Genomic DNA, 18,202 nt, shown 5'->3' with positions numbered 1-18,202 from the left:
AGCGCGTCCCCGGAAACGGCCGACCCATGAAAGTCTCGGAGGCCTTCAGGCTGGGCAAGACTCAGGCCGAGCTCGATTTCGTCGACGTAGATCTCGCGCGAGACGCGCCATTGTTCGTGGACCCATTCGCGATCTCACAGCGACTGGACGCACTCTCGCAGGAGTGCCACTTAACGCTACACGCCTTTTTTCAGCGAGTCGTCGATGCCATTCGCGCGGGCCAAACAGCGAATGCGCACTCGCTATTCCTTCAGCTGCGCGAACCAAACGAGACTCGTCTCGGATACTCCAGACGGCGTCCGCAGGGTGCGGGAATCGGCACGATGCAGGCGGGGCAATTGCTCGCAGCGCTCCAAGGCTCCACCGCCGTTCAGACCGGCTTTCTTCGGTCCCTCGAGGAATGCGAACTGATGGTTGAGGGTGTGGCACGCGACAAGATTTCTGACTTGACCACGAACGTGATTAGGGGCCACCTCGCCCAGTACACGCGAGATCAGTGTGCGCTCTTCAACATTCCGGTACGGCCGGTCGCCCTCCCGCCCTGCTTCAATCGCGAGACGGGGGACTGGGAAGCTCGGTATCTCGATCTACCTGTCTGGAGAGGCGCACCAATCCTGCTCGTTCCAAAGGTCTTGGTCCGGTACGACCCGGCGTATGAAGCCGGCGACTACTACACCAAGTACGTGCTTGAGTTTCTTCAGGCCGAGGCGCTCACCGCGGCGTCAGCTCTCGTCCAGACCCTAAGAAACGGTCGTCGCGTAGTCCGGAAGAAGGACCTCAAACGCGACTTCCCATATTCGAAAGGGTTTCTGTACGAATTCTCCCGCGCCCATCCTGAAGTGCTGGCCCGCTACCGTGAGGACCTCTCGCACGTCGAGCGGAGAGATCGTCGAGCCGAGGTCGATCCTGTCGATGAGACCACGATCGCGGGCGCACTCGCTGCGGCACTTCCAACGATCGCGCCCGGGAATGACCATGCAACGGAATATCACAACTTCATGATCGGAGCTGTCGAGTTCTTGTATTTTCCAAGACTGGTGTACCCGCGTAAGGAGCTCGAGATTCACGAGGGTCGAAAGCGGATCGATATCGTCATGGAGAACAGCGCTAGGAGTGGACCGTTCGCCGACCTCGCGATGATTCGCCACTACCCTGCCGCGCACGTGTCTTTCGAATGTAAGAACTACAGTCGGGAGGTAGGCAATCCCGAGATCGATCAGTTATCCGGGCGGTTTTCGCGGGAACGCGGAAAGGTGGGGTTCCTTTGCTGTCGCCAGTTCGAGGATCGAGATCGGTTCATAATGCGATGCCGGGACACGTTTCGGGACGACCGCGGCCTGATTCTCCCGCTGGAAGACGAGACCATTCTGCGTTGGCTAGATCTCGTGCGGCAGAACAGACGGTCGTCATTGGACCGCGAGGTAAGCGACCTGATTGCTGAGGTGTGGTTGAATTGAGAATACGACGCACCATATTGTTGTGACAGAGTCCCGGTCAGCGAGGTGATATCGAGGGCGTGTAGCGCAGAAGGCGCCCAATCCGGTTCCAGAACACCGGCAACGGTTATCGCTTGCCCCTTCCCGACTGGCAGACCAGCGGCTTGCTGGCCGCGCCAACCCTGGCGGCCGGCTGCTGTTGACTGAGGCCGCGCCGGTGCCGCAGGCCCACGCGGGTGGCTGCGTAATTCGGCGGCACGGTCAAGCGACCGACAGTCACGAGTTGGCCCCGGCCGCACCCATAGGTCCGTCGATACGACGTCGCCATGAATCGTGCTCCCGCCTCTCGCGTCGCCGTAGCGGTGAGCCTCTCGAAATACCGTCGCGGGCCGGACGTCGCAGCGAGGCGCCCGCCATGCGCCGCAGCACTCAAGGTCTACAGATGCACCTGGAGTTAGTTGGCCAGGAGGTGCAGGGGCAACCGCGGATGCGGTGGCCGGTCTAGCGTCAACGTCTTTGCGCGGCGCGCGACGGCGGCTTCCGGGGGCCGTCGGCCACATCCTAGGTGGGAGATGTTTCGACCGCGACGCGAAGCGCAGCGGCGCATGCGGCTTGCGGAAGATTGAGGCGTGTTCGGGTCGCACTCAGCACCGACGGGCTCATCGATGCCGGTTCGGCTCGCATCGTTGGTAACGATGCCATTCACGCGCGACACATGGGAAGCGAACAGAGAGCGATGCGCGGGCGACGATCGGCACGCGTCAAGAACGGCCAGAAATCGAGATAGGCATTTCAGTTGGCACGTTGCGACCGGTCGCGGCTCCCCGCCGTTTGTCGCGGCGGTTTGTGGACCGGGTCGGCGACTGCGGCGAAATGTGGAAACTGGCGCCCCGCCGGGACTCGAACGCGGGGCCCCCGGCTTAGAAGCTCCGGGGGCGCCTTCAGACTATCCAACTGAGCTACGGGCGCTCGGGACGAGGAAGCTCACGTGAATGCTCGGCGGGTACTCGGGATGTGTCTCTAATGCACACCGTGCCCTCGGCGCGACGCTCCGGTCGTCGATTGCCTCATATTGATTAGGATGGGTCGCCCGGCGTTCGGCCGGTTCATCCCAGGCCAACGGTGACGGCACAAAGCCGCTCCGACTAGAACTAGATCGGGAGGCGTCGACCTTGGCTATACTGACACCGCGGCAAGCAAGTCGGCCTACCCCGCTGGGGCCAACGTTTGGGCAGCCAGCGCGCCAAGGTCGTCGCGTCGAACAACTTCGGTCAAGACGCTCGTAGGCTGCCGCACGTAGACCTAGCTAGGCACAACTGATGAAGCTGAGCGTGCTCCATATCTCCGATTTGCATCGCGATCCGGCCAACCCGATCCGAAACGACGTGCTTCTGGAATCTCTTGAGAACGATCGCCGGCGATACGCCGTTGAAGAAACACCGATGGCGCGCCCCCCCGACCTCGTCATCGTCAGCGGGGACATCATTCAAGGCATCACTCCCGATGCGCGTGACCCGGAGAAGGCACTCCGGAGTCAGTACCAGGAGGCACTGGACTATCTGGGCCAGCTCACCGATCGTTTCGTCGGAGGAGACCGCAACCGCGTCATCGTCGTGCCCGGCAATCACGACGTGAGCGCCTATCACTTCGAGAAGAGCCTTCGGCGTGTTGACATCCTTCCAGATCGCAAGAAAGGCTTAGTGACGCAGCTCTTCTCGCCGGGCTCGCCGTTGCGCTGGTCCTGGTCTGGGTTCGAGCTTTACGAGATCGCCGATCAGCAGTTGTACGAGCAGCGGCTTGGCGCCTTCGCAGAGTTCTATGCGACGTTCTATGGCGGCGCGCGCACCTACGACATCGCCCCTGAACGACAGCTCGACTTATTCGATTTCCCTGGGCTCGACGTGACCGTGGTTGGCTTCTCGAGCTGCCACAACAATGATCTGTTTAACAAGCAAGGCGCCATTCACCCTAGCTGCATCGCGGACGCGGGAATGAGGCTACGGCATTCTTCGTTAAACAATCGGCTGCGCATCGCCGTCTGGCACCACAACGCCGAAGGGCTGCCGGCGCATTCCGACTACATGGACCCGGACTTGGTACAGAACCTCATCGATCGCGGGTTCAGTCTTGGCTTTCACGGCCACCAGCACCGGCCGCAGTTCCTCGAGACACGGTTCCGACACGGGACGAACCGAACAATTACGGTGATCAGTGCCGGCACGCTCTGCGGCAGCGCGTCTGTCCGACACGGCCGTTCCTATAACATCGTCGAACTTGACACTGAAACTAGGGAAGGCCGGCTTCACGTCCGCGAGATGCAGAATGACAACCTTAGCCTGCCCATCTGGGGTCGCCGCGCTCTCCCTCCGAACACCAAGACCTATTGCGACTTCAAGTTCGAGCCGCCGCCCGCGCCGGCCGTTCACCGCAACGAGAACACGGCGGCTCTGATCGATGCGCAGCGATTATACGACCTCGGGGATTACCGTGAGGCCGCAGATGCTCTCGCCCCGCTGGCTGCGCTGGATGACCTCGCGCGGCCCTTGTTACTCGACTCCCTCTTGAGACTGAAAGACATGCCGGCATTGATCGCCAGCTTCGATCCTCCGACAAGTGTGGCAGAGGCTATCCATGTCATTGATGCATTATGGGCGGAGGGACGCCGTGACCGCCTGGGCGAGGTGTTATTGCTTCCACTAGTCGTGGAGGCTACTGACCTCTCGGTCATTGAGATGCGACAGAAGTACTCGATGAGGCTGACGAGATGAACCAGCAAGCCAGAGAACTCATCGCGTTTGATGTACAGACGGATCGAATCCTCCAGATTCTCTCCTCGGAAATCTACGACTCGCCGAAGGCGTTTCTGCGCGAGAACGTTCAGAACGCTTATGACGCGATCCTGATGCGCTGCACCGCTCAGCAACTGTCCATTGCGGAACGCAGAATCGACGTCACCGTCGAGAAGGCGCGGCTCACTGTCCGAGATGACGGCATTGGCATGACCGACGAGATCCTCAGAAATAACTTCTGGAAGGCAGGCTCAAGCGGGAAGACATCCGATCTGGCACAACGGTCAGGGGTCATAGGGACATTCGGCATTGGAGCGATGGCTAACTTCGGGGTTTCTACCGCCCTACGAGTCGAAACCCGCCACATTGATTCCGATGTCACGCTGGTCAGTTCGGCAAAGCGGGCGGACTTGCGCATCGCGCAGAATTGCATCGACCTTGACCGCCTGACTGATAACCGCGAGCCGGGAACGATCGTCGAGGCGGACCTGGATCCGTCCTTTTCCGTCGGTGAACCGGAGGCACGCGAGTATCTTAGGCAGTACGTGCGGTTCCTTCCGGTTCCCGTGTTTCTTAACGGCCAGTTGATCAGCCAGGACCATTTTCAGGACGCTCTTGGAAACAAGGCTGCCGGCTTCACGGAGATCTCATCAAGGCCAGTCTCCCGCGGTGAGTTCGTCGGTACGCTTCGGACATTCGTCAACCCGCAGGCGCGGGTGCTCGCGCGGCTCGACGGAATCACGCTAGGTGGCAATCCGCTGTCCGGAGAGGTCCTCTTCGTCCAGCAGGGCGGGCAGACCTTGGGCTTTCGCAACTTGTTCGGGCTTGCTCCGATTCCCGTCTCCGGCGCCTACGAGTTCGGCGGCTTCGTCAATCTCAACATTCTTCACCCGACGGCAGGTCGCGAAGCCCTCAGCCGCGAGAGCATCCAACACGTCGCAAATCTCGTCTCGCTGATGGAGGCCGAAGCGTCGAGGGACCTCGCCGAAACCTCGGCGGCAGATCAGAACCAGCAATTTCAGCAATACATCCTCTCGCAGGGACTTATCCAGCTCGCGAAGAATGTAGCGCTAGCCATCCTGCCCGCCGGCGATAAAGAGGTGTTGTTAGGCGAAGTCGCAGAGTATGAACCATTCAAGGCGAAGCACTTCTATTCCGGAAATGACGCAACCATCTTGCGACGTTTCGCGAGTGAACAGGCCAACCTGTTTCACGTGAGTCAAACGAACCCGAGGCGCAAGCTCCAGCTTCGCTATCTCAAGGAACTGTCAATGATCCCGGAGGTACCGGAGCAGACGATTGTCGATCGCATTCCCTCCAGTCAACTCACGTTAGATGAAGCGATGTTCTTGGTGAAGTTGCGTGGCGTGTTGCTAGATGAATATTTCATGCCGGACATTGATGCGGCTCTCGCGTCGATCAGCCACGGCGTAGCCTTTCACATCGAGAAGAAGGGCGATGTCCTGCACATCTCTATCGCCCGCGACATCCCGGCGGTGCGCATGGTTGTGGAATCGTACAAGACGGCGCGCGAGGTTTTTCATGGTTTTGTAGTGGACTTCGTCCGGCAACAGCTCTACCCGGACATTCGGGATCATGTTCCGTCTTCGACAAGACAGGGCCGTGACGCGTTGTACCGCCGCCTCAAGGAGAACGAGGAGTTGTTCCGGTATGAACAAAGCGAGTTCGGGGCAATTGAATCGCTTCTTGCGGACTACCTCGCCGGGAAGACGGACCTCGAGCAAGTCCTCAGATCGTCCGGGGGACGCGGCGCGGGACAGCGCCAGGAGGTGCGCAAGGAACAAGTCGGCACCGTCGAAGAGGAACTGCCGGACATCATTGGGTTGCCCAGCGAGGCTCCAGCCGTCAACAAGTACGAGGCCGCACCGCCCATTCTACGACCTAATATGACGAGTGCTATGAAGGTTCTGACGGTCGCGGCCGAGCACTCAAAGCTGAACGGATTCCGAATGTTTCTCGCGCTTTCCGACCGGCTGGCAAAGAGCGAGGGCGAGTTTCTGCGCGAACCGCACAGCACCAAGCTGATGTGGGGCTCCCACCGCGTGATTTACGTATTTACGGGCGCGACCGGCGATTTGAGTCTCTACTACGACATCAAGTTGAAAGAGCCGCTGGAAGCGCAGACCACCGGCGGAACGATGGTTCCGACAACGACCATCGTGACAAGAGACCGCGTCTTCGTTCCAGTGCCGAAAGTGCTTGAGCCGGCGTTCCAAATCACCGATGGCGCGAAGGAGTTCTACGTTCGCTTCGACACGATTCCGTAGAGTCCCACGTCTACAAGTCGGCTCGTTTCGGGACGAGCGGCCAAAGTCGCTTTCGCACAAGTCTCGCGTTTGACGCCGGCAGCGGCCGACGATGCCGCAATTTGCCCGCTGGCGACTAACTGCGGGGGCAACAACCGTTGATGACCAACGACAATCGCAGCAGTGTTGATCGATGGCTGCGCACCAGACATTCGCGCTCACGAACTCGAGTCATGGTGCAACTTGCCAACGTGCGGCGGTATCCGACGGTTTGGCCCTGGTGTGCTTCTGCGTTCCTCCGGGCGACGATGCGTCGGCGGCGCACATCGCGGCCTGGTTGCGCACCGCCGCGTTGTAGCAGCAGGACTCGTTGCCAAAGAACCTGTGATGGTGGCGTTCTTCTTCTCGACTCCCACTGGTACACGACGGCCTCGCCGGCAGCGCCAATGCGTTGCGCCAACGCTCCTTGGGTCAGTCGCAATTGACGATGAAGATTCGTGGGCTGCTCATCGTAATCGTCTGAGACCGCTACGAGCGGCAACGGACCCTCCTACTGCCAGGCGAATCTCCGGTAGTGGGTCGCGATGAACTTCTCGCCGGCCGCGCAGCGCCAAGCAGACGTGCCTGTCGTCTAATTGCGGATCTTGAAGATCTCGAGGAGGTCCCGCAGGGCGACGGAAGCCCGGACGCAGATCCTGTCAAACGCCTGTTCGATCTCCGGGTAGTCGTCGCGGTGCACGGCCTCAGACATCGTGTCGATGGCTTCGATCGCGGACTCTAGCTCCGACACCATCATCTCGCGGTATGTCTTGTTCTTCAGCGACCTGCAGAGCCAATGAACCTGCGCGGACCGCGTAGGTTCGCCTTTACCCGAGAGGTACTTCCTGTCGACGCCGTCGGCGAGCACCTTGGCCTTTGGCGCGATGGTGTCGAGCGTCGTGACGAGGACGTAACGGAGCGACGCCGACGCCTGCCGCACCCAGTCTTCGCCGCGGCGGTGGACAGTCGCCAGTCCTCCCCTCCAGGACGTGAGTAGCGCCGGGTTCACAAGGGGCAGAATCGCTTCGATGGTTTCCGTCGTCTCGGCCTGAACCTCGCCCCAGATTTCGATGATGGGTTCGTCCGGACCGTGCGTCGTGATCGAGCGCATGAGGCGGGCGTGGGAGTAGACGGCGAGCGCCGGGATCTTCGCCGTGAATGGCGCTTCGATGATGCTGTCCGGCGCGACGGCAGCCGACGCGGCGAATCGCGCATAGGATTTGTTCAGGCGAATCGTGCCGAGCTTGAGCTCCGCCGGATGGATGACGCCGCGCCGCCATGCGCGCGGGGCTCGCGAGCGCGTCGACGTCGACCTTCACGAAGGCCGGATCGCCGATCGTGTGCAGGCGATCGGCGATGGCGCCGCGGAACGTCTCGGCGAGCATCCGGACGTCCGGGTACGGGCCGAGGCCCTTGATGCGGCCGAGCGTCTCAACGACCGACTCGCTGAATGACCTCGAGATGTCGTGCTCGGCGGAGATCCGCCGCATTTGCTCCACGAACTCGCCGCCGAACATCGAGCGCGACAGTGTTTCGTTGGCGAGTTCGAGCGGTATGATCGGCGCGAACGTAGGAAACAGAGCCGCCATTTCGTCCATCTTGCGATTGATGCTCATGCTCTGTTCGACAATCCCTCGAATCGCAGGACTATCGAAGGCAACCGCAATCGCATGTCGCTGGTCCGCCAGTGCGAGCATCGCGGCGTCGATGACATTCTTCATCCGCCCTTGCTGCTCGATGAGCGCCCGGATGGCCGGGGGGTCGATCAGATTCCGCACCTGCTCCTCGTGCTCCCGGAGCGCCCTCAGCGCGGGCGGATCAACTAGATCGCGCATTCGCTCGTGTTGTTCCCGGAGCATCCGCACGGTCTCTGGTTCGACGAGGTGGCGCGCCTGTTCGAACGCCTGTGCCGCATCGCGCTTCGCTTCCAACACAGCCTCGATCTCGGCCTTGGTCAGGGCCATGCCGCTATCTCCTTGCCGCCGGTTCCGCTAGGCGATTTATGAGTGTATCAAACCAAGGTCGAAATCGACCTCGTTTGCATCTACACTGCTTCGATGCCGCGACTCTACAAGTTCCTCGAGGCGAAATGGGCGCTCGACGACATCTGCCGGCGCCGGATCAAGATTTCCCAGCTCGCCGACATGAACGACCCGATGGAGCTGATGTCGGTGCAGGTGAAGAACGCAGCCGACCAGCCCGACCTCGACGCGTGCGTCGCTCAAATGAACGAGCGCTTTGGCGCGCTTTGCTTCTGCCGAAGCTGGAACAACGCGCTGCTATGGGCGCATTACGCGGACAAGCACCGCGGCATCTGTCTCGGTTTCGACGTGACGCGGAGACACGCAAAACGCGTGAATTACATCACGCGGTCGAAAGTTGTCGAGAGACGCGGCCAACTGAACGAGTAACTCGCGCGCCACTGGCTGTTCTCGAAATTCGCGCCGTGGAAGTACGAGGACGAAATGCGGATCTACGCAGCGCTCGAGGACCCCGACGGGACGTTCTATTATGCGGACTTCGCCGACCCATTGAAGCTCCGCGAGGTGATTCCTGGCGTGAGGTGCGCCACGCCGGTGGATGAGGTCATATCTGCGGTCGCGTCGTACGCGGAACCACCGGTCATCCGCAGAGCGCGGTTGTCGCTGCGGCCGCTCAAGATCGTCGCCGGTCCCGCCTTCCCTGTGACGTAGATCGCGGTCTGCGCGTGCTGCCAGTGCGGCTCCGATCTCGTAGGCATCAACGTGTGGAGCGGACGCCGGCCGAAGTCATGGCTGTGGCCATTGTGGTCCTCACGGCCTGTGTCGTCGAGACGTGCCGAGCGACCAATATCAATTTTGCGGCTGTCGCATGGCGCCTCCGATCCGTGGTTGCTCGCGATAAACGCCGCAGTGTCAACCGACTACGCTATTACCACGAAGCTGAGCAATTGGCGATCACGCGCTTCCGAGACCACGGGAAGTCGGCGGTCTCAATGTGCTGGGGTTTTCTGGGGAGAGGTCAGGCCAAATGCCGGGGTTATTGTGACGACGTTGAGCCACCGCTTTACCGTCGCGATGCCTGGCTGGCACGCCTGTGTTCCAGGCGAAGGATCCGTTCCCAGAAGACGGGTGACGGGGTCCTCTTGCTCGACTCCCATTGATATACGACAGCCTTGCCAGCGGCCCCGATCTGTTTCGCCAGCTGCCCCTGGGTGAGCCGGAGTTCGCGCCGGACGCGCAGTAGCTGCCGAGCCCAGTCTGACGGCACACAAATGCGTTCAGGAGGCCGTGGCTTCGCCGCAAATCGAGAGTATGACTGTCTGTAGTACCGCTCCATGAACGCCCGACCAGCCGCGATCGTTGACCTCGGAACCGGGTTCCGGAATACGACCTTATTCTCGTACGTCACGTCAAGGCGCCCACTTCGTGCGGCATCTCGCAATGTGCGAACGTGGACGCCGAGTTCGGTTGCGAGTTGCTGCAGCGACCAGTGGCGACACGGGTCCTTGGCTGCGGCCAATTCTCTGGCGTTGGCCAACCAGGTCTCGGGCACGACCCTCCGGCCTGAGTCCCAAGTCCGGTACGTTTCCGCCGAAACGCCGAGCAAGGCTGCGAACTGCGGTTGCGAAAGCTGCAGCCTCGACCGAAGGCTGCGGATCTCGCTTGGGCCGGTGGTTGGCGGGTTTCGAGTCATCGTGCGTCATCACGATTACCTCGAATCCCGAAAGAAAAGCCACGAAGTATTTCACCGAGCTAGAGGGTGACCGGTCCCGAGTGCGCGGGAAGATGGCCCGAACTCGGAGGCCACAAAGGCAATCTGCGGAATCTGGCCTGAACTGGCGCGCCCGCCGCGACTCGAACGCGGGACCCCCGGCTTAGAAGGCCGGTGCTCTATCCAGCTGAGCTACGGGCGCGTGGCTAACTCTCACGATTCTACGACGAGCATCGGGCCGGCGCACACTCGACCCGTTCAGACTTAGTCAGCTTCAGTCGAGCGGAGCCAAGCGTTCCAGTGGTTCCAGCGCCCGGGCCCGGATCCACAGCCCGAGCAACTGGTCGCGCCGCGCAGATGCCCACTCCACCGTCAACCCGAGGGCTCGCGACGGCAACCAGCCATCGATGACAGCAAGCGACTGGATGTCGACGATGGCCACGTGCTCGCCATATTCGGCGTGAAAATGAGGCGGCTCGTGATCGTCCCAGAACATCTTGATCACGATCCCGTAGAAGCGGCAGATCTCAGGCAATCTTCGCCTCGCGCCTCAGCGACGGAAACACGTCGGCAGGCGATTGACCTGTGATGCGCAAGTACAGCGAGTCCGCGCACAGATCCAGCCCGTTCGGCCACACCAACTCCCCGCTCATGCCAATCTGGACATTGTCGAAGGCGGTATCCTGGGCCAAGGCGGCAAAAACGCCGCAGCCGACCAGGCCGGAAAGATCCGCCACGCCTTCGATTCCATTGTCGAAGACCAGGCGGAGTTGGTACCCGGGCAACGGCGTAACGCGAGTGATCCGATTCATGCCGTCTCTCGCCTCCATCGCAAGTCCTGCGCCCGAGCTGTCGTTCCCGCGAACCAGAAACCGGAGCGGCCCACGGCTTAGCAGGCCGGTGCTCTATCCGGCTGAGCTAGGGGCGCGTGGCTGACTCCCATCATTCTACGACGAGTACACCCAATCGGACCGTCTGCCGGGCTGTCCGCCTCCGCGCGAAGCGCTACGGCGAGACCTCGGCGCAGCCCAAAGGGCGAAGTCGGGGAGCCCGGCCTTTGGCGTTGCTCAGGACGCCCCGAGCAAAGTCGCCCCTCGGCCACGCTCGGGACGACCCTGAGTTCACCGAAGGGTCGAGGGGGGGCGATCCCAGGCGTGCCAAGCGGACCCTGCTCAGCGCCAGCACCACAAAAGCACGAACGTCCGGGCAACGCACCGCGGTTCGATCTCGTCATAGTTTCAGCGGCGCCTCCGACGAGAACCCGGAGGGCCGAACACGGCCCGCCAGGCAACGCGTGCTGGTCGCGGAACAATCCTCACATCGGAAAGAAGGAGATAGATCAATGCGCACGAAATGGATGCTTGCAGCGACGATGGTCGCTGGTATGTCGCTGACAGGCTCTGCGGCTGTTGCCCAGCAGAGCGACGCCGACTGGCTCGCCCAGTGCAAGGAGCAGCAGGGCGGGCAGTTCCGCCACTGTGAGGTGCGACCGGTCAATTTGCCGGGAGGAGGCTCCCTTCATGTGGACGCCCAGCCAAACGGCGGGGTCCAGCTGACGGGCTGGGACCAGGCGACGGTCGCTGGCAGCGCCCGAATTCAGATCCAGGCCGACAGTGAAGTCACAGCCCGTGATATCGCCGGCCAGATCGTCGTCGGCACCAGCAGCGGCGCGCTCAGGGCTGATGGCCCGGCCTCCAAGAGCGGCCGGTCCTGGTCGGTGAGCTTCGTGTTGTCCGCACCCCGCCACAGCGACGTCGAAATCAAAGCCCTCAACGGCCCGGTCGGGATTACGGGCATCAGCGGCCAAATCGAGGCGACGACAACAAACGGTCCGATGTCGCTCACCGAGCTCGGAGGCAACGTCCGCGCGCGAACCACGAACGGACCGCTCAGCATTGTGCTGGCGGGAACGTCGTGGGACGGTGAGGGCCTTGATGCCCAGACCCAGAACGGCCCGGTCTCGGTCGCCGTGCCGGACGGCTACTCGGCCCAGCTCGAGGCGCGAACCGTCAACGGCCCATTCCGGGTGGACATTCCAGTCACGATACAGGGGGAACTTCCCAACTCGCGGACGCGTTCGATCAAGACCCCGATTGGCTCGGGCGGAGCGCCTGTTCGCGTCGCGACCACGAACGGCCCGATGTCCATCAAGAAGCGATAGGAGCCACGTCCCCGCCCCGCACATACCGCGAGAGCGCGACGAACAGCACCAGGGCAGCCACGCCGATCAGCGCTTCGGTGTACAGCATCGCATTGGTGGACGAGGCATCGTGCACCCGTCCGACCAGCCGCAGCATGCCCAGGCTGAACAACGTGTTGAGCGCGAAGAAGAGATTGATCTTGGTGGCCGCCGCGGTGTCGCCAATGATGGCCAGCACGAGCCCGGTGAACGACGCCGAGACCATCCCCAGCGTGAAGGTGTAGAACAGCGTCGAGAAGGCGTAGCCCTCCGACGATCGCGGCGACCAGGCGATCACCACGCACGCGACCAGGCCAAGCCCGCACGATACGGCGTACGCCGTGGGCTTCGCCACTCGATCGGCCAGGCGGCCGCCAGCAATACAGCCCAACACGATCGCCACGCCGCCGCCCAGGCCAAGCACGCCCGACACGACGTCGGCTGAGGCGTGGAACTCGTCGCCAATCGCACTGAACAGGAACATCGCCGCACCGGTGCCGATCGGCAGAATCGCCAGGATGAGCGCCAGCCGCCCGGCGCGTGCCCGAAGCACTGACGCCAGTTCCTGCCACGCGTCCCGCACGCGACTGCCAACCGACGCGCCGCCAAGCGCACGAGGTGGCTCTTCGAGACGCAGGAGCGGGAGCGCGCACGCCAGCACGATGGCCGCAAGCGCCAGGCCAGCCATCCACGTCGAGGGCGCGTGCACGACGAACCACAAGCCGATCCCGCCACCCGCCGTCTGGCCGAACTGGTTGCCCGATTGAAACCAGCCCGCCGCTCGCCCGCGCGCGGCCACTGGCGTGTTGTGCGCCATCAGGCCTTCAGTCGCAAACGCGATGAACGTCGCCGCCACCGTCGTCATCAGCGTGAGCGTCGAAAGCAGCCCGGTTGTCTTCGAGGACACGGGAACGACGGTCAACGCGACCAGGCCGACCGCGACGAGCGACACGGCAATCACGTACCAGGTCTTGCGCGACAAGGTGTAGTCGCCAACAGGCGCCCACAGAAACTTCCAGCCGCTCGCGACAAACGTCATTCCGACGATGGTGGCAACCGCGTCGACATTGAGCCCGGCCCGGCTTCCCAGATAACCGAGCGCCACCGATGGATACCCGATGGCCATGCCGAGCGGAAAGTACAGAACGGCCCACACCCAGGGATGAGGCGCAACACGAGGCACGTCGGTGGATTGGGGGCCGCTCATGAGCATGGTCCGGGCATCATATACCTGGGCTTACGTGGCCGGCGTTGATCTCCAGCGTCGTCAGCACAAACAGAACGGCGGCCGGAGAACGAAGTTTGACATCTGATGCGTGATGCGAGATGCTTGCCCCATGAGAACGACGCTCGACATCGACGAAGATGTGCTACAGGCGGCCAAGGAGTTGGCGAGCGCGCATCACACGACCGCCGGCCAGATGCTGTCGGATCTGGCGCGTCGCGGGATGGCGCGCCCGCGCGCTGCGAGGGAACGCAACGGAGTGCCGTTGCTGGCACGCCGGCCAGCGGGTCGGGAACGGCCGACGATGAAGCTGGTGAACAGTCTGAGGGATGACGCGTGAGCAACGCGTGGCTGCTCGACGTGAATGTGCTGGTCGCACTGTTCGACCCTGACCACGTCCATCACGACATCGCCCACGACTGGTTTGCCGACAACGCCCGGGCGGGTTGGGCAACGTGCCCGATAACCGAGAACGGACTGGTCCGGGTCGTGGCGAATCCAGCCTACGGGGCGCCGGACGTGCGCGCCGCAGAAATGGTGGAGCGATTGCGCCGCTTCTGCGCCAGCGGCGGACATCAGTTCTGGCCTGACGGCCCGTCGCTCCGAGACCGCAAGGTGTTCGACGTGGCTTGCCTCGCCGGTTACCGCCAGATCACGGACGCCTACCTGCTCGCCGTCGCTCGCGCGCACGGCGGCCGGCTGGCGACCTTCGATCGCAGCATTCCCATCCGAGCCGTGCGTGGCGCTACCGCCCGCGACCTCGTCGTGCTCTCGGCGGCGGAGTAGCCAGACGCCCCGCCCCGTCATTGATTGCGGCATCCCGACCGCGTTTGCTACACTGGATCTTCTCCGCACGGTGGGTATAGCTCAGCGGTAGAGCGCCGGACTGTGGCTCCGGAAGTCGCGGGTTCGAACCCCGTTACCCACCCCACAACTTCCCTAAGAAACTAGCGGATTCTCCGTAGGACCGGACTGGGTGTCCGGCTCGCTTTCGGCTGGACTGTGCAAGGAATGTGAATCTTCTGACTGATCGGGAATCGCTTCCGCCGGCGTCTGCGTCTCTGTGGGGTCCTTCATCCGGTTCACCGCCGTCATCAGGGATTCGTCCCCAAGATTCAGGTAGCGACGGGTCATCTTGGGATCGGCGTGTCCCAACTGGGACCCCGATTGCGATGCCTGGAACGGGCGATCACGATGGCCGAAATGCGCACACTCGACCCCCTCGCGGCGCCTCAAGCCCCCTGCACTGCGAAGTGAGTCCTTGCTGCTTCAGAGGTCAATTATGGTGCAGCCCCGTAGTAGCCGACCTACTTGCTCATCGCTTCTCGCACCATCTCATCGACGACCTTCTCATGCCGGGCCGCCGTTCCTCGAACCAGATGGGCGCCCTGTAGCTCGAGAAAGCGAGCGGCCTGAGTCGCTCCCTGCTCCGCAGCTTTCTCCAAGGCTGAATCTCCGTAACGATCTAATTTATCGAGGGTGACGCCGTGCTCTACCAAGAAAGCCAGGACGTCCAAATGGTCTCCCGATGCAGCAGTATGAAGGCCAGTCTGTCCGTAATAGTCGGTGGCGTCCACTCGGACGCCATGTGACATGAGCGCACGAACCAGACGGAGATCGCCACCACCGGCCGCGGCCGTCAGGAAACGACCCGCGTGTGGTCCGCTCGCAAGGTGACCGACAAACAACCGTTGCCACGTACCGTACGGCACTGCGAGAACGCCGGCAACGACAGCGGAGCACCCAAGGTCGATCCACATCGCACGAGCCATCCGGCGACGGCGCGCCAACGCAATCAGAATCACGGCGACCAGCACCGCAATCCACAAGAGCAAACCGATGGGCGCAAAGATGAGCGGGGCGTAGGAACCGTGCACCAGCGAGAAGCCGACCATCTGCGGGCCGTTGCGCCAGGTCAGGATCGTCTGTTCCCAGACCAACCGACCCGCCAGAAGTGCCGTGGCCAGTACCGACAGCCCCCCGACTATCCTGACTGGCAATGGCAAGGTGATCGGCCTCGTGTTTCCAGTATGCATGCGCGTTGTCGGGCGAACGTTCAATAGGCAGAAAGGGCCATCGCACGACTCGGATGTAAACGGCGCCCAGGCCACGTGGCGCCGTCGTCGGTTGCCGACCGGATTATCGTCGGTGAGTCGGACTGACGCAAGAAGTTCTGCCCATGGTTCTATCGACGTGCTGACGGGGATCGCGGGAGACGTGATCGTCGTCACAATCCAGACCGCAGCATGTTCTTGCTTCTCACCAGTCCGTTAGGGACAATTCCCTTGGCGGACCGGGAAAGCCCGCGTGTTGGTTATTGGATGTTAGGCGCCTGAGGGAAGCGTCAGAAATGCCGATGACACCTCGGACATACGACCTCTACCTGACGCCGATCTTCAAGGTGTGGCTAGGGTTGTTCGTCATCTTCTCGCTGGCCGTTCCGGCCACCTTGCTCGTGTCGGCGTCCGAGCCTGACGGTCCACCCGTGTTCGTTAGTGCGATGTTCATTGGCGCCGTCACGATCGCATGGCTGTTCATGTTGGCCGTACCGCACCGGATCGTCGTGAGTGACGACGGGCGTATCACATTCGTTGCTGTGTTACGACGACGGACCTTAGCAGCCACAGATGTCGTGGCGGTCCGACCGCACAGCTTCCAGTTCGGCTTCTTGGTGGTCAAGGGCTCGGGCCGCAAGGTTGTGATTCCCAATCAGTTCACCGGCTTCCACTTGCTGCTCAGGGATCTGGCAGAGGTCAATCAGGCCATCGAGATTCTGGGCTTGCCCACCCCCAGTTTCCGTTGAGGCGCGTTTGGCTGCGTGGTGGGACCGCGGTCGAGGGCCGGTCGGCGTCCGTATCCACGGAGATGGTGGTGTGCTGTGACGCGGGGCGCCGGACCCGGTCGACACCCCCAGCGCAAGGGGTGCGTGTTGGCGGGGCGCTACGCGCGGGCGAGGCGGTCGTCGAGGGTGGGCGGCGGATGCCGAAGCACGGGCAGGCCACGCGCGAGCCGATCGATCAGCCGGCGCAGACCGGTGAGGGCGCGGTGTCGCCACCGGGGGTGCGCCAGCATCTGCATGGCGAGCGATAGGACGCTGAGCGTACGCCGCGTGCCGTGTCGAGGGCGACGCCGGAGGATTTCGAGATCGCGTCGAGCGGGCGCGGCCTCGGGCTCACTCCCGAGGGCGATCGCGAGCACGTAGGCCAGACAGAAGGCGAGCAGGAGGCGTCCGGTCCGTTCCGCGACATGGACACGGAGGTCCAGCCCGCGCAACCCCAGGTGGGTCTTGAAGTCCCGAAATGTGTGCTCGACCTGCATGCGTTCCCGATAGAGCTGGACGACCAGCGCGGTGGGGAGCACCGCTGCACTGTCGGGCGGCACCAGCAGCCACCACGGTTCCTTGAAGGCCGGATCGTGCAAGGCGATCACATCGACGGGGACCCGCGTGTGCGCCTGATACAGCACGTGCCGGTAGCGGATCGCGTGCCCCACCCCGGGCGGCAGTTCGCCCAGTTTGCGTCGCTTGCCGGCCCACTCGACGCAGGTGCCCGCCCGGCCCCGGATGACGTAGCGCCGCTGGTCGAGCCACGCCTGCCGCAGCAACGCCGCCCGCGCGTAGCCGCGGTCGCCAATCCACACCCCGGTGACGCCGGTCGGCAGCGCGGCTTCGACGTCGAGCAGAAACACCCGCTCGAGTTGATTCTGACTGTCGACGGCCGCTTCCCGCCACGGATAGTCAAACGTGTAGACGGCCAGCGGCAAGGTGCGCCCGGCAAAGGGCACGCCCGCCACCAAGGCCTGTGTGGAGCCCGCCGCCGTTTGGTCCAGGACCACCGGCCACACGCCGGCGCCGCGCTGCCCGAAGATGACGCGCGCCAGGCCGCCGGTCACGCCGCGGGGATCCAGGCGCGGATTCTCCAAAAACCGCCGCAGTCGTTTTTCCCGCGCGTGGGCCGTCCCCTCGGTCGGCAGGACGCGAAACAGCGCGCCCAACGACAGGCGCCCGTGCCCAGAGCGCGCCGCGCCGAGCACGCGCAAAAACGCCACCGTCAGCACCGCGAGATTACGCTGCACCGGGCGACGCAAGTCGGCGAACGTGTCCAGGACGGCGGCCTCCACGACCGCGACCACATCCGGGATCGGCTCACCGCCGCGCGCGGCGGTCGCGCTTGCAGGCCTCGGCATAGCGGCGTCCCGCCTCCACGAGGAGCGCTTGCAGCGTGCGGCCATTCTCGAGCGCCCGGCGGACGTCCGCTGCCACGTCGTCGGGGACGTACACCGCAAAGCGCCGACCCCGGTGTCGGCCGTACAGCACATAGCTGGCGTGCTGCTCGCCGGTGGCGCACGCCTGGCACCCCGCCCGGACGCACGGACTGCGCCGCAGGCTCAGCGAGCCCAACGCCACCGGCCACAACCGGGTCGCCTGCTCGCGGAACCAGCGCTCGACGTCGGTCACGGTCTCAGATGCGCGGGTAGCCATAGTATATGTGTAATGTAACACACATACCTCGCCGTTTCAACAGGCACGCTTCCGTGTCATTTTTCAGTGATGCTCAAAACTGGGGGTGGGCAAG

Annotated in this window: 18 protein-coding genes and 2 tRNA genes; 12 read left to right on the top strand and 8 right to left on the bottom strand. The window is 63.0% G+C overall.

The genetic code is table 11. The annotated features are described in order from the left end of the window. The first annotated feature begins 26 nt into the window (after positions 1–26). The 3 genes from NTV05_03665 to NTV05_03655 all read left to right on the top strand — a co-directional run bounded on the left by NTV05_03665 (position 27) and on the right by NTV05_03655 (position 6,513). Positions 27–1,457, top strand: a complete 1,431-nt coding sequence (locus NTV05_03665) for a hypothetical protein (GenBank protein ID MCX6543493.1) — start codon at positions 27–29, stop codon at positions 1,455–1,457. 1,298 nt (positions 1,458–2,755) lie between these two features. Then, positions 2,756–4,204 (top strand): metallophosphoesterase, encoded by a 1,449-nt coding sequence (locus tag NTV05_03660; GenBank protein MCX6543492.1) that lies wholly within the window; start codon positions 2,756–2,758, stop codon positions 4,202–4,204. Next, positions 4,201–6,513, top strand: a complete 2,313-nt coding sequence (locus tag NTV05_03655) for an ATP-binding protein (GenBank protein ID MCX6543491.1) — start codon at positions 4,201–4,203, stop codon at positions 6,511–6,513. The genes NTV05_03660 and NTV05_03655 overlap by 4 nt, the downstream gene beginning before the upstream one ends. A gap of 610 nt (positions 6,514–7,123) precedes the next feature. On the opposite strand, the gene NTV05_03650 is transcribed toward NTV05_03655, so the two are convergent. Beyond that, a complete protein-coding gene (locus NTV05_03650) occupies positions 7,124–7,642 on the bottom strand; it encodes a hypothetical protein (GenBank protein MCX6543490.1) in 519 nt (172 codons plus the stop codon). 151 nt (positions 7,643–7,793) lie between these two features. Here NTV05_03650 and NTV05_03645 point away from each other — a divergent pair, with 151 nt between their 5' ends. The 4 genes from NTV05_03645 (at position 7,794) to NTV05_03630 (ending at position 9,224) form a co-directional block, all read left to right on the top strand. Then, the gene (locus NTV05_03645) at positions 7,794–7,985 is read left to right on the top strand and encodes a hypothetical protein (GenBank protein MCX6543489.1); all 192 of its coding nucleotides are present in this window, start codon (positions 7,794–7,796) and stop codon (positions 7,983–7,985) included. Positions 7,986–8,021: 36 nt separating this feature from the next. Next, entirely contained in the window at positions 8,022–8,357 is a 336-nt protein-coding gene (locus NTV05_03640; GenBank protein ID MCX6543488.1) for a hypothetical protein, read from the top strand. 231 nt (positions 8,358–8,588) lie between these two features. Beyond that, entirely contained in the window at positions 8,589–8,942 is a 354-nt protein-coding gene (locus NTV05_03635) for a DUF2971 domain-containing protein (protein ID MCX6543487.1), read from the top strand. Between the two features lie 54 nt (positions 8,943–8,996). After that, on the top strand, positions 8,997–9,224 hold the full coding sequence (locus NTV05_03630) for a hypothetical protein (GenBank protein ID MCX6543486.1): 228 nt from the start codon (positions 8,997–8,999) through the stop codon (positions 9,222–9,224). 1,125 nt (positions 9,225–10,349) lie between these two features. Here NTV05_03630 and NTV05_03625 read toward each other — a convergent pair. The 3 genes from NTV05_03625 to NTV05_03615 form a co-directional block, all read right to left on the bottom strand. Next, positions 10,350–10,426 (bottom strand) — tRNA-Arg (locus tag NTV05_03625). A gap of 72 nt (positions 10,427–10,498) precedes the next feature. Beyond that, complete coding sequence (locus NTV05_03620) at positions 10,499–10,759, bottom strand: DUF4160 domain-containing protein (protein MCX6543485.1); 261 nt, start codon at positions 10,757–10,759, stop codon at positions 10,499–10,501. Beyond that, the gene (locus NTV05_03615; GenBank protein ID MCX6543484.1) at positions 10,752–11,036 is read right to left on the bottom strand and encodes a DUF2442 domain-containing protein; all 285 of its coding nucleotides are present in this window, start codon (positions 11,034–11,036) and stop codon (positions 10,752–10,754) included. The genes NTV05_03620 and NTV05_03615 overlap by 8 nt, the downstream gene beginning before the upstream one ends. Before the next feature lie 530 nt (positions 11,037–11,566). Between NTV05_03615 and NTV05_03610 the strand changes: the two genes are divergently transcribed. Next, complete coding sequence (locus NTV05_03610; protein ID MCX6543483.1) at positions 11,567–12,385, top strand: hypothetical protein; 819 nt, start codon at positions 11,567–11,569, stop codon at positions 12,383–12,385. On the opposite strand, the gene NTV05_03605 is transcribed toward NTV05_03610, so the two are convergent. Continuing rightward, entirely contained in the window at positions 12,372–13,616 is a 1,245-nt protein-coding gene (locus NTV05_03605; GenBank protein ID MCX6543482.1) for an MFS transporter, read from the bottom strand. The two genes, NTV05_03610 and NTV05_03605, sit on opposite strands and share 14 nt — an antisense overlap. A gap of 124 nt (positions 13,617–13,740) precedes the next feature. Here NTV05_03605 and NTV05_03600 point away from each other — a divergent pair, with 124 nt between their 5' ends. The 3 genes from NTV05_03600 (at position 13,741) to NTV05_03590 (ending at position 14,559) form a co-directional block, all read left to right on the top strand. Beyond that, complete coding sequence (locus tag NTV05_03600; protein MCX6543481.1) at positions 13,741–13,968, top strand: CopG family transcriptional regulator; 228 nt, start codon at positions 13,741–13,743, stop codon at positions 13,966–13,968. Continuing rightward, the gene (locus tag NTV05_03595; GenBank protein ID MCX6543480.1) at positions 13,965–14,414 is read left to right on the top strand and encodes a PIN domain-containing protein; all 450 of its coding nucleotides are present in this window, start codon (positions 13,965–13,967) and stop codon (positions 14,412–14,414) included. The genes NTV05_03600 and NTV05_03595 overlap by 4 nt, the downstream gene beginning before the upstream one ends. Positions 14,415–14,484: 70 nt before the next feature. Continuing rightward, a tRNA-His gene (locus tag NTV05_03590) sits at positions 14,485–14,559 on the top strand. A gap of 376 nt (positions 14,560–14,935) precedes the next feature. On the opposite strand, the gene NTV05_03585 is transcribed toward NTV05_03590, so the two are convergent. After that, the gene (locus NTV05_03585) at positions 14,936–15,664 is read right to left on the bottom strand and encodes an ankyrin repeat domain-containing protein (GenBank protein ID MCX6543479.1); all 729 of its coding nucleotides are present in this window, start codon (positions 15,662–15,664) and stop codon (positions 14,936–14,938) included. Between the two features lie 314 nt (positions 15,665–15,978). Here NTV05_03585 and NTV05_03580 point away from each other — a divergent pair, with 314 nt between their 5' ends. After that, positions 15,979–16,431 carry a hypothetical protein gene (locus NTV05_03580; GenBank protein ID MCX6543478.1) on the top strand — a complete coding sequence of 151 codons (453 nt, stop codon included), beginning with the start codon at positions 15,979–15,981 and terminating at the stop codon, positions 16,429–16,431. A gap of 137 nt (positions 16,432–16,568) precedes the next feature. Here the strand turns inward: NTV05_03580 and NTV05_03575 are convergent, their stop codons facing one another. Both NTV05_03575 and NTV05_03570 read right to left on the bottom strand, forming a co-directional pair. Then, on the bottom strand, positions 16,569–17,813 hold the full coding sequence (locus NTV05_03575; GenBank protein ID MCX6543477.1) for a transposase: 1,245 nt from the start codon (positions 17,811–17,813) through the stop codon (positions 16,569–16,571). Next, positions 17,773–18,108 carry a hypothetical protein gene (locus tag NTV05_03570; GenBank protein ID MCX6543476.1) on the bottom strand — a complete coding sequence of 112 codons (336 nt, stop codon included), beginning with the start codon at positions 18,106–18,108 and terminating at the stop codon, positions 17,773–17,775. Before NTV05_03570 ends, NTV05_03575 begins: the two co-directional genes overlap by 41 nt. Between the last annotated feature and the right edge of the window lie 94 nt (positions 18,109–18,202).

The sequence above is a fragment of the Acidobacteriota bacterium genome (assembly GCA_026393755.1).
Taxonomy (GTDB): Bacteria; Acidobacteriota; Vicinamibacteria; order Vicinamibacterales; family JAKQTR01; genus JBAXOX01.
The sequence above is the reverse complement of the archived record's forward strand: the minus strand, read 5'-3'. Positions and strand labels throughout refer to the sequence as shown.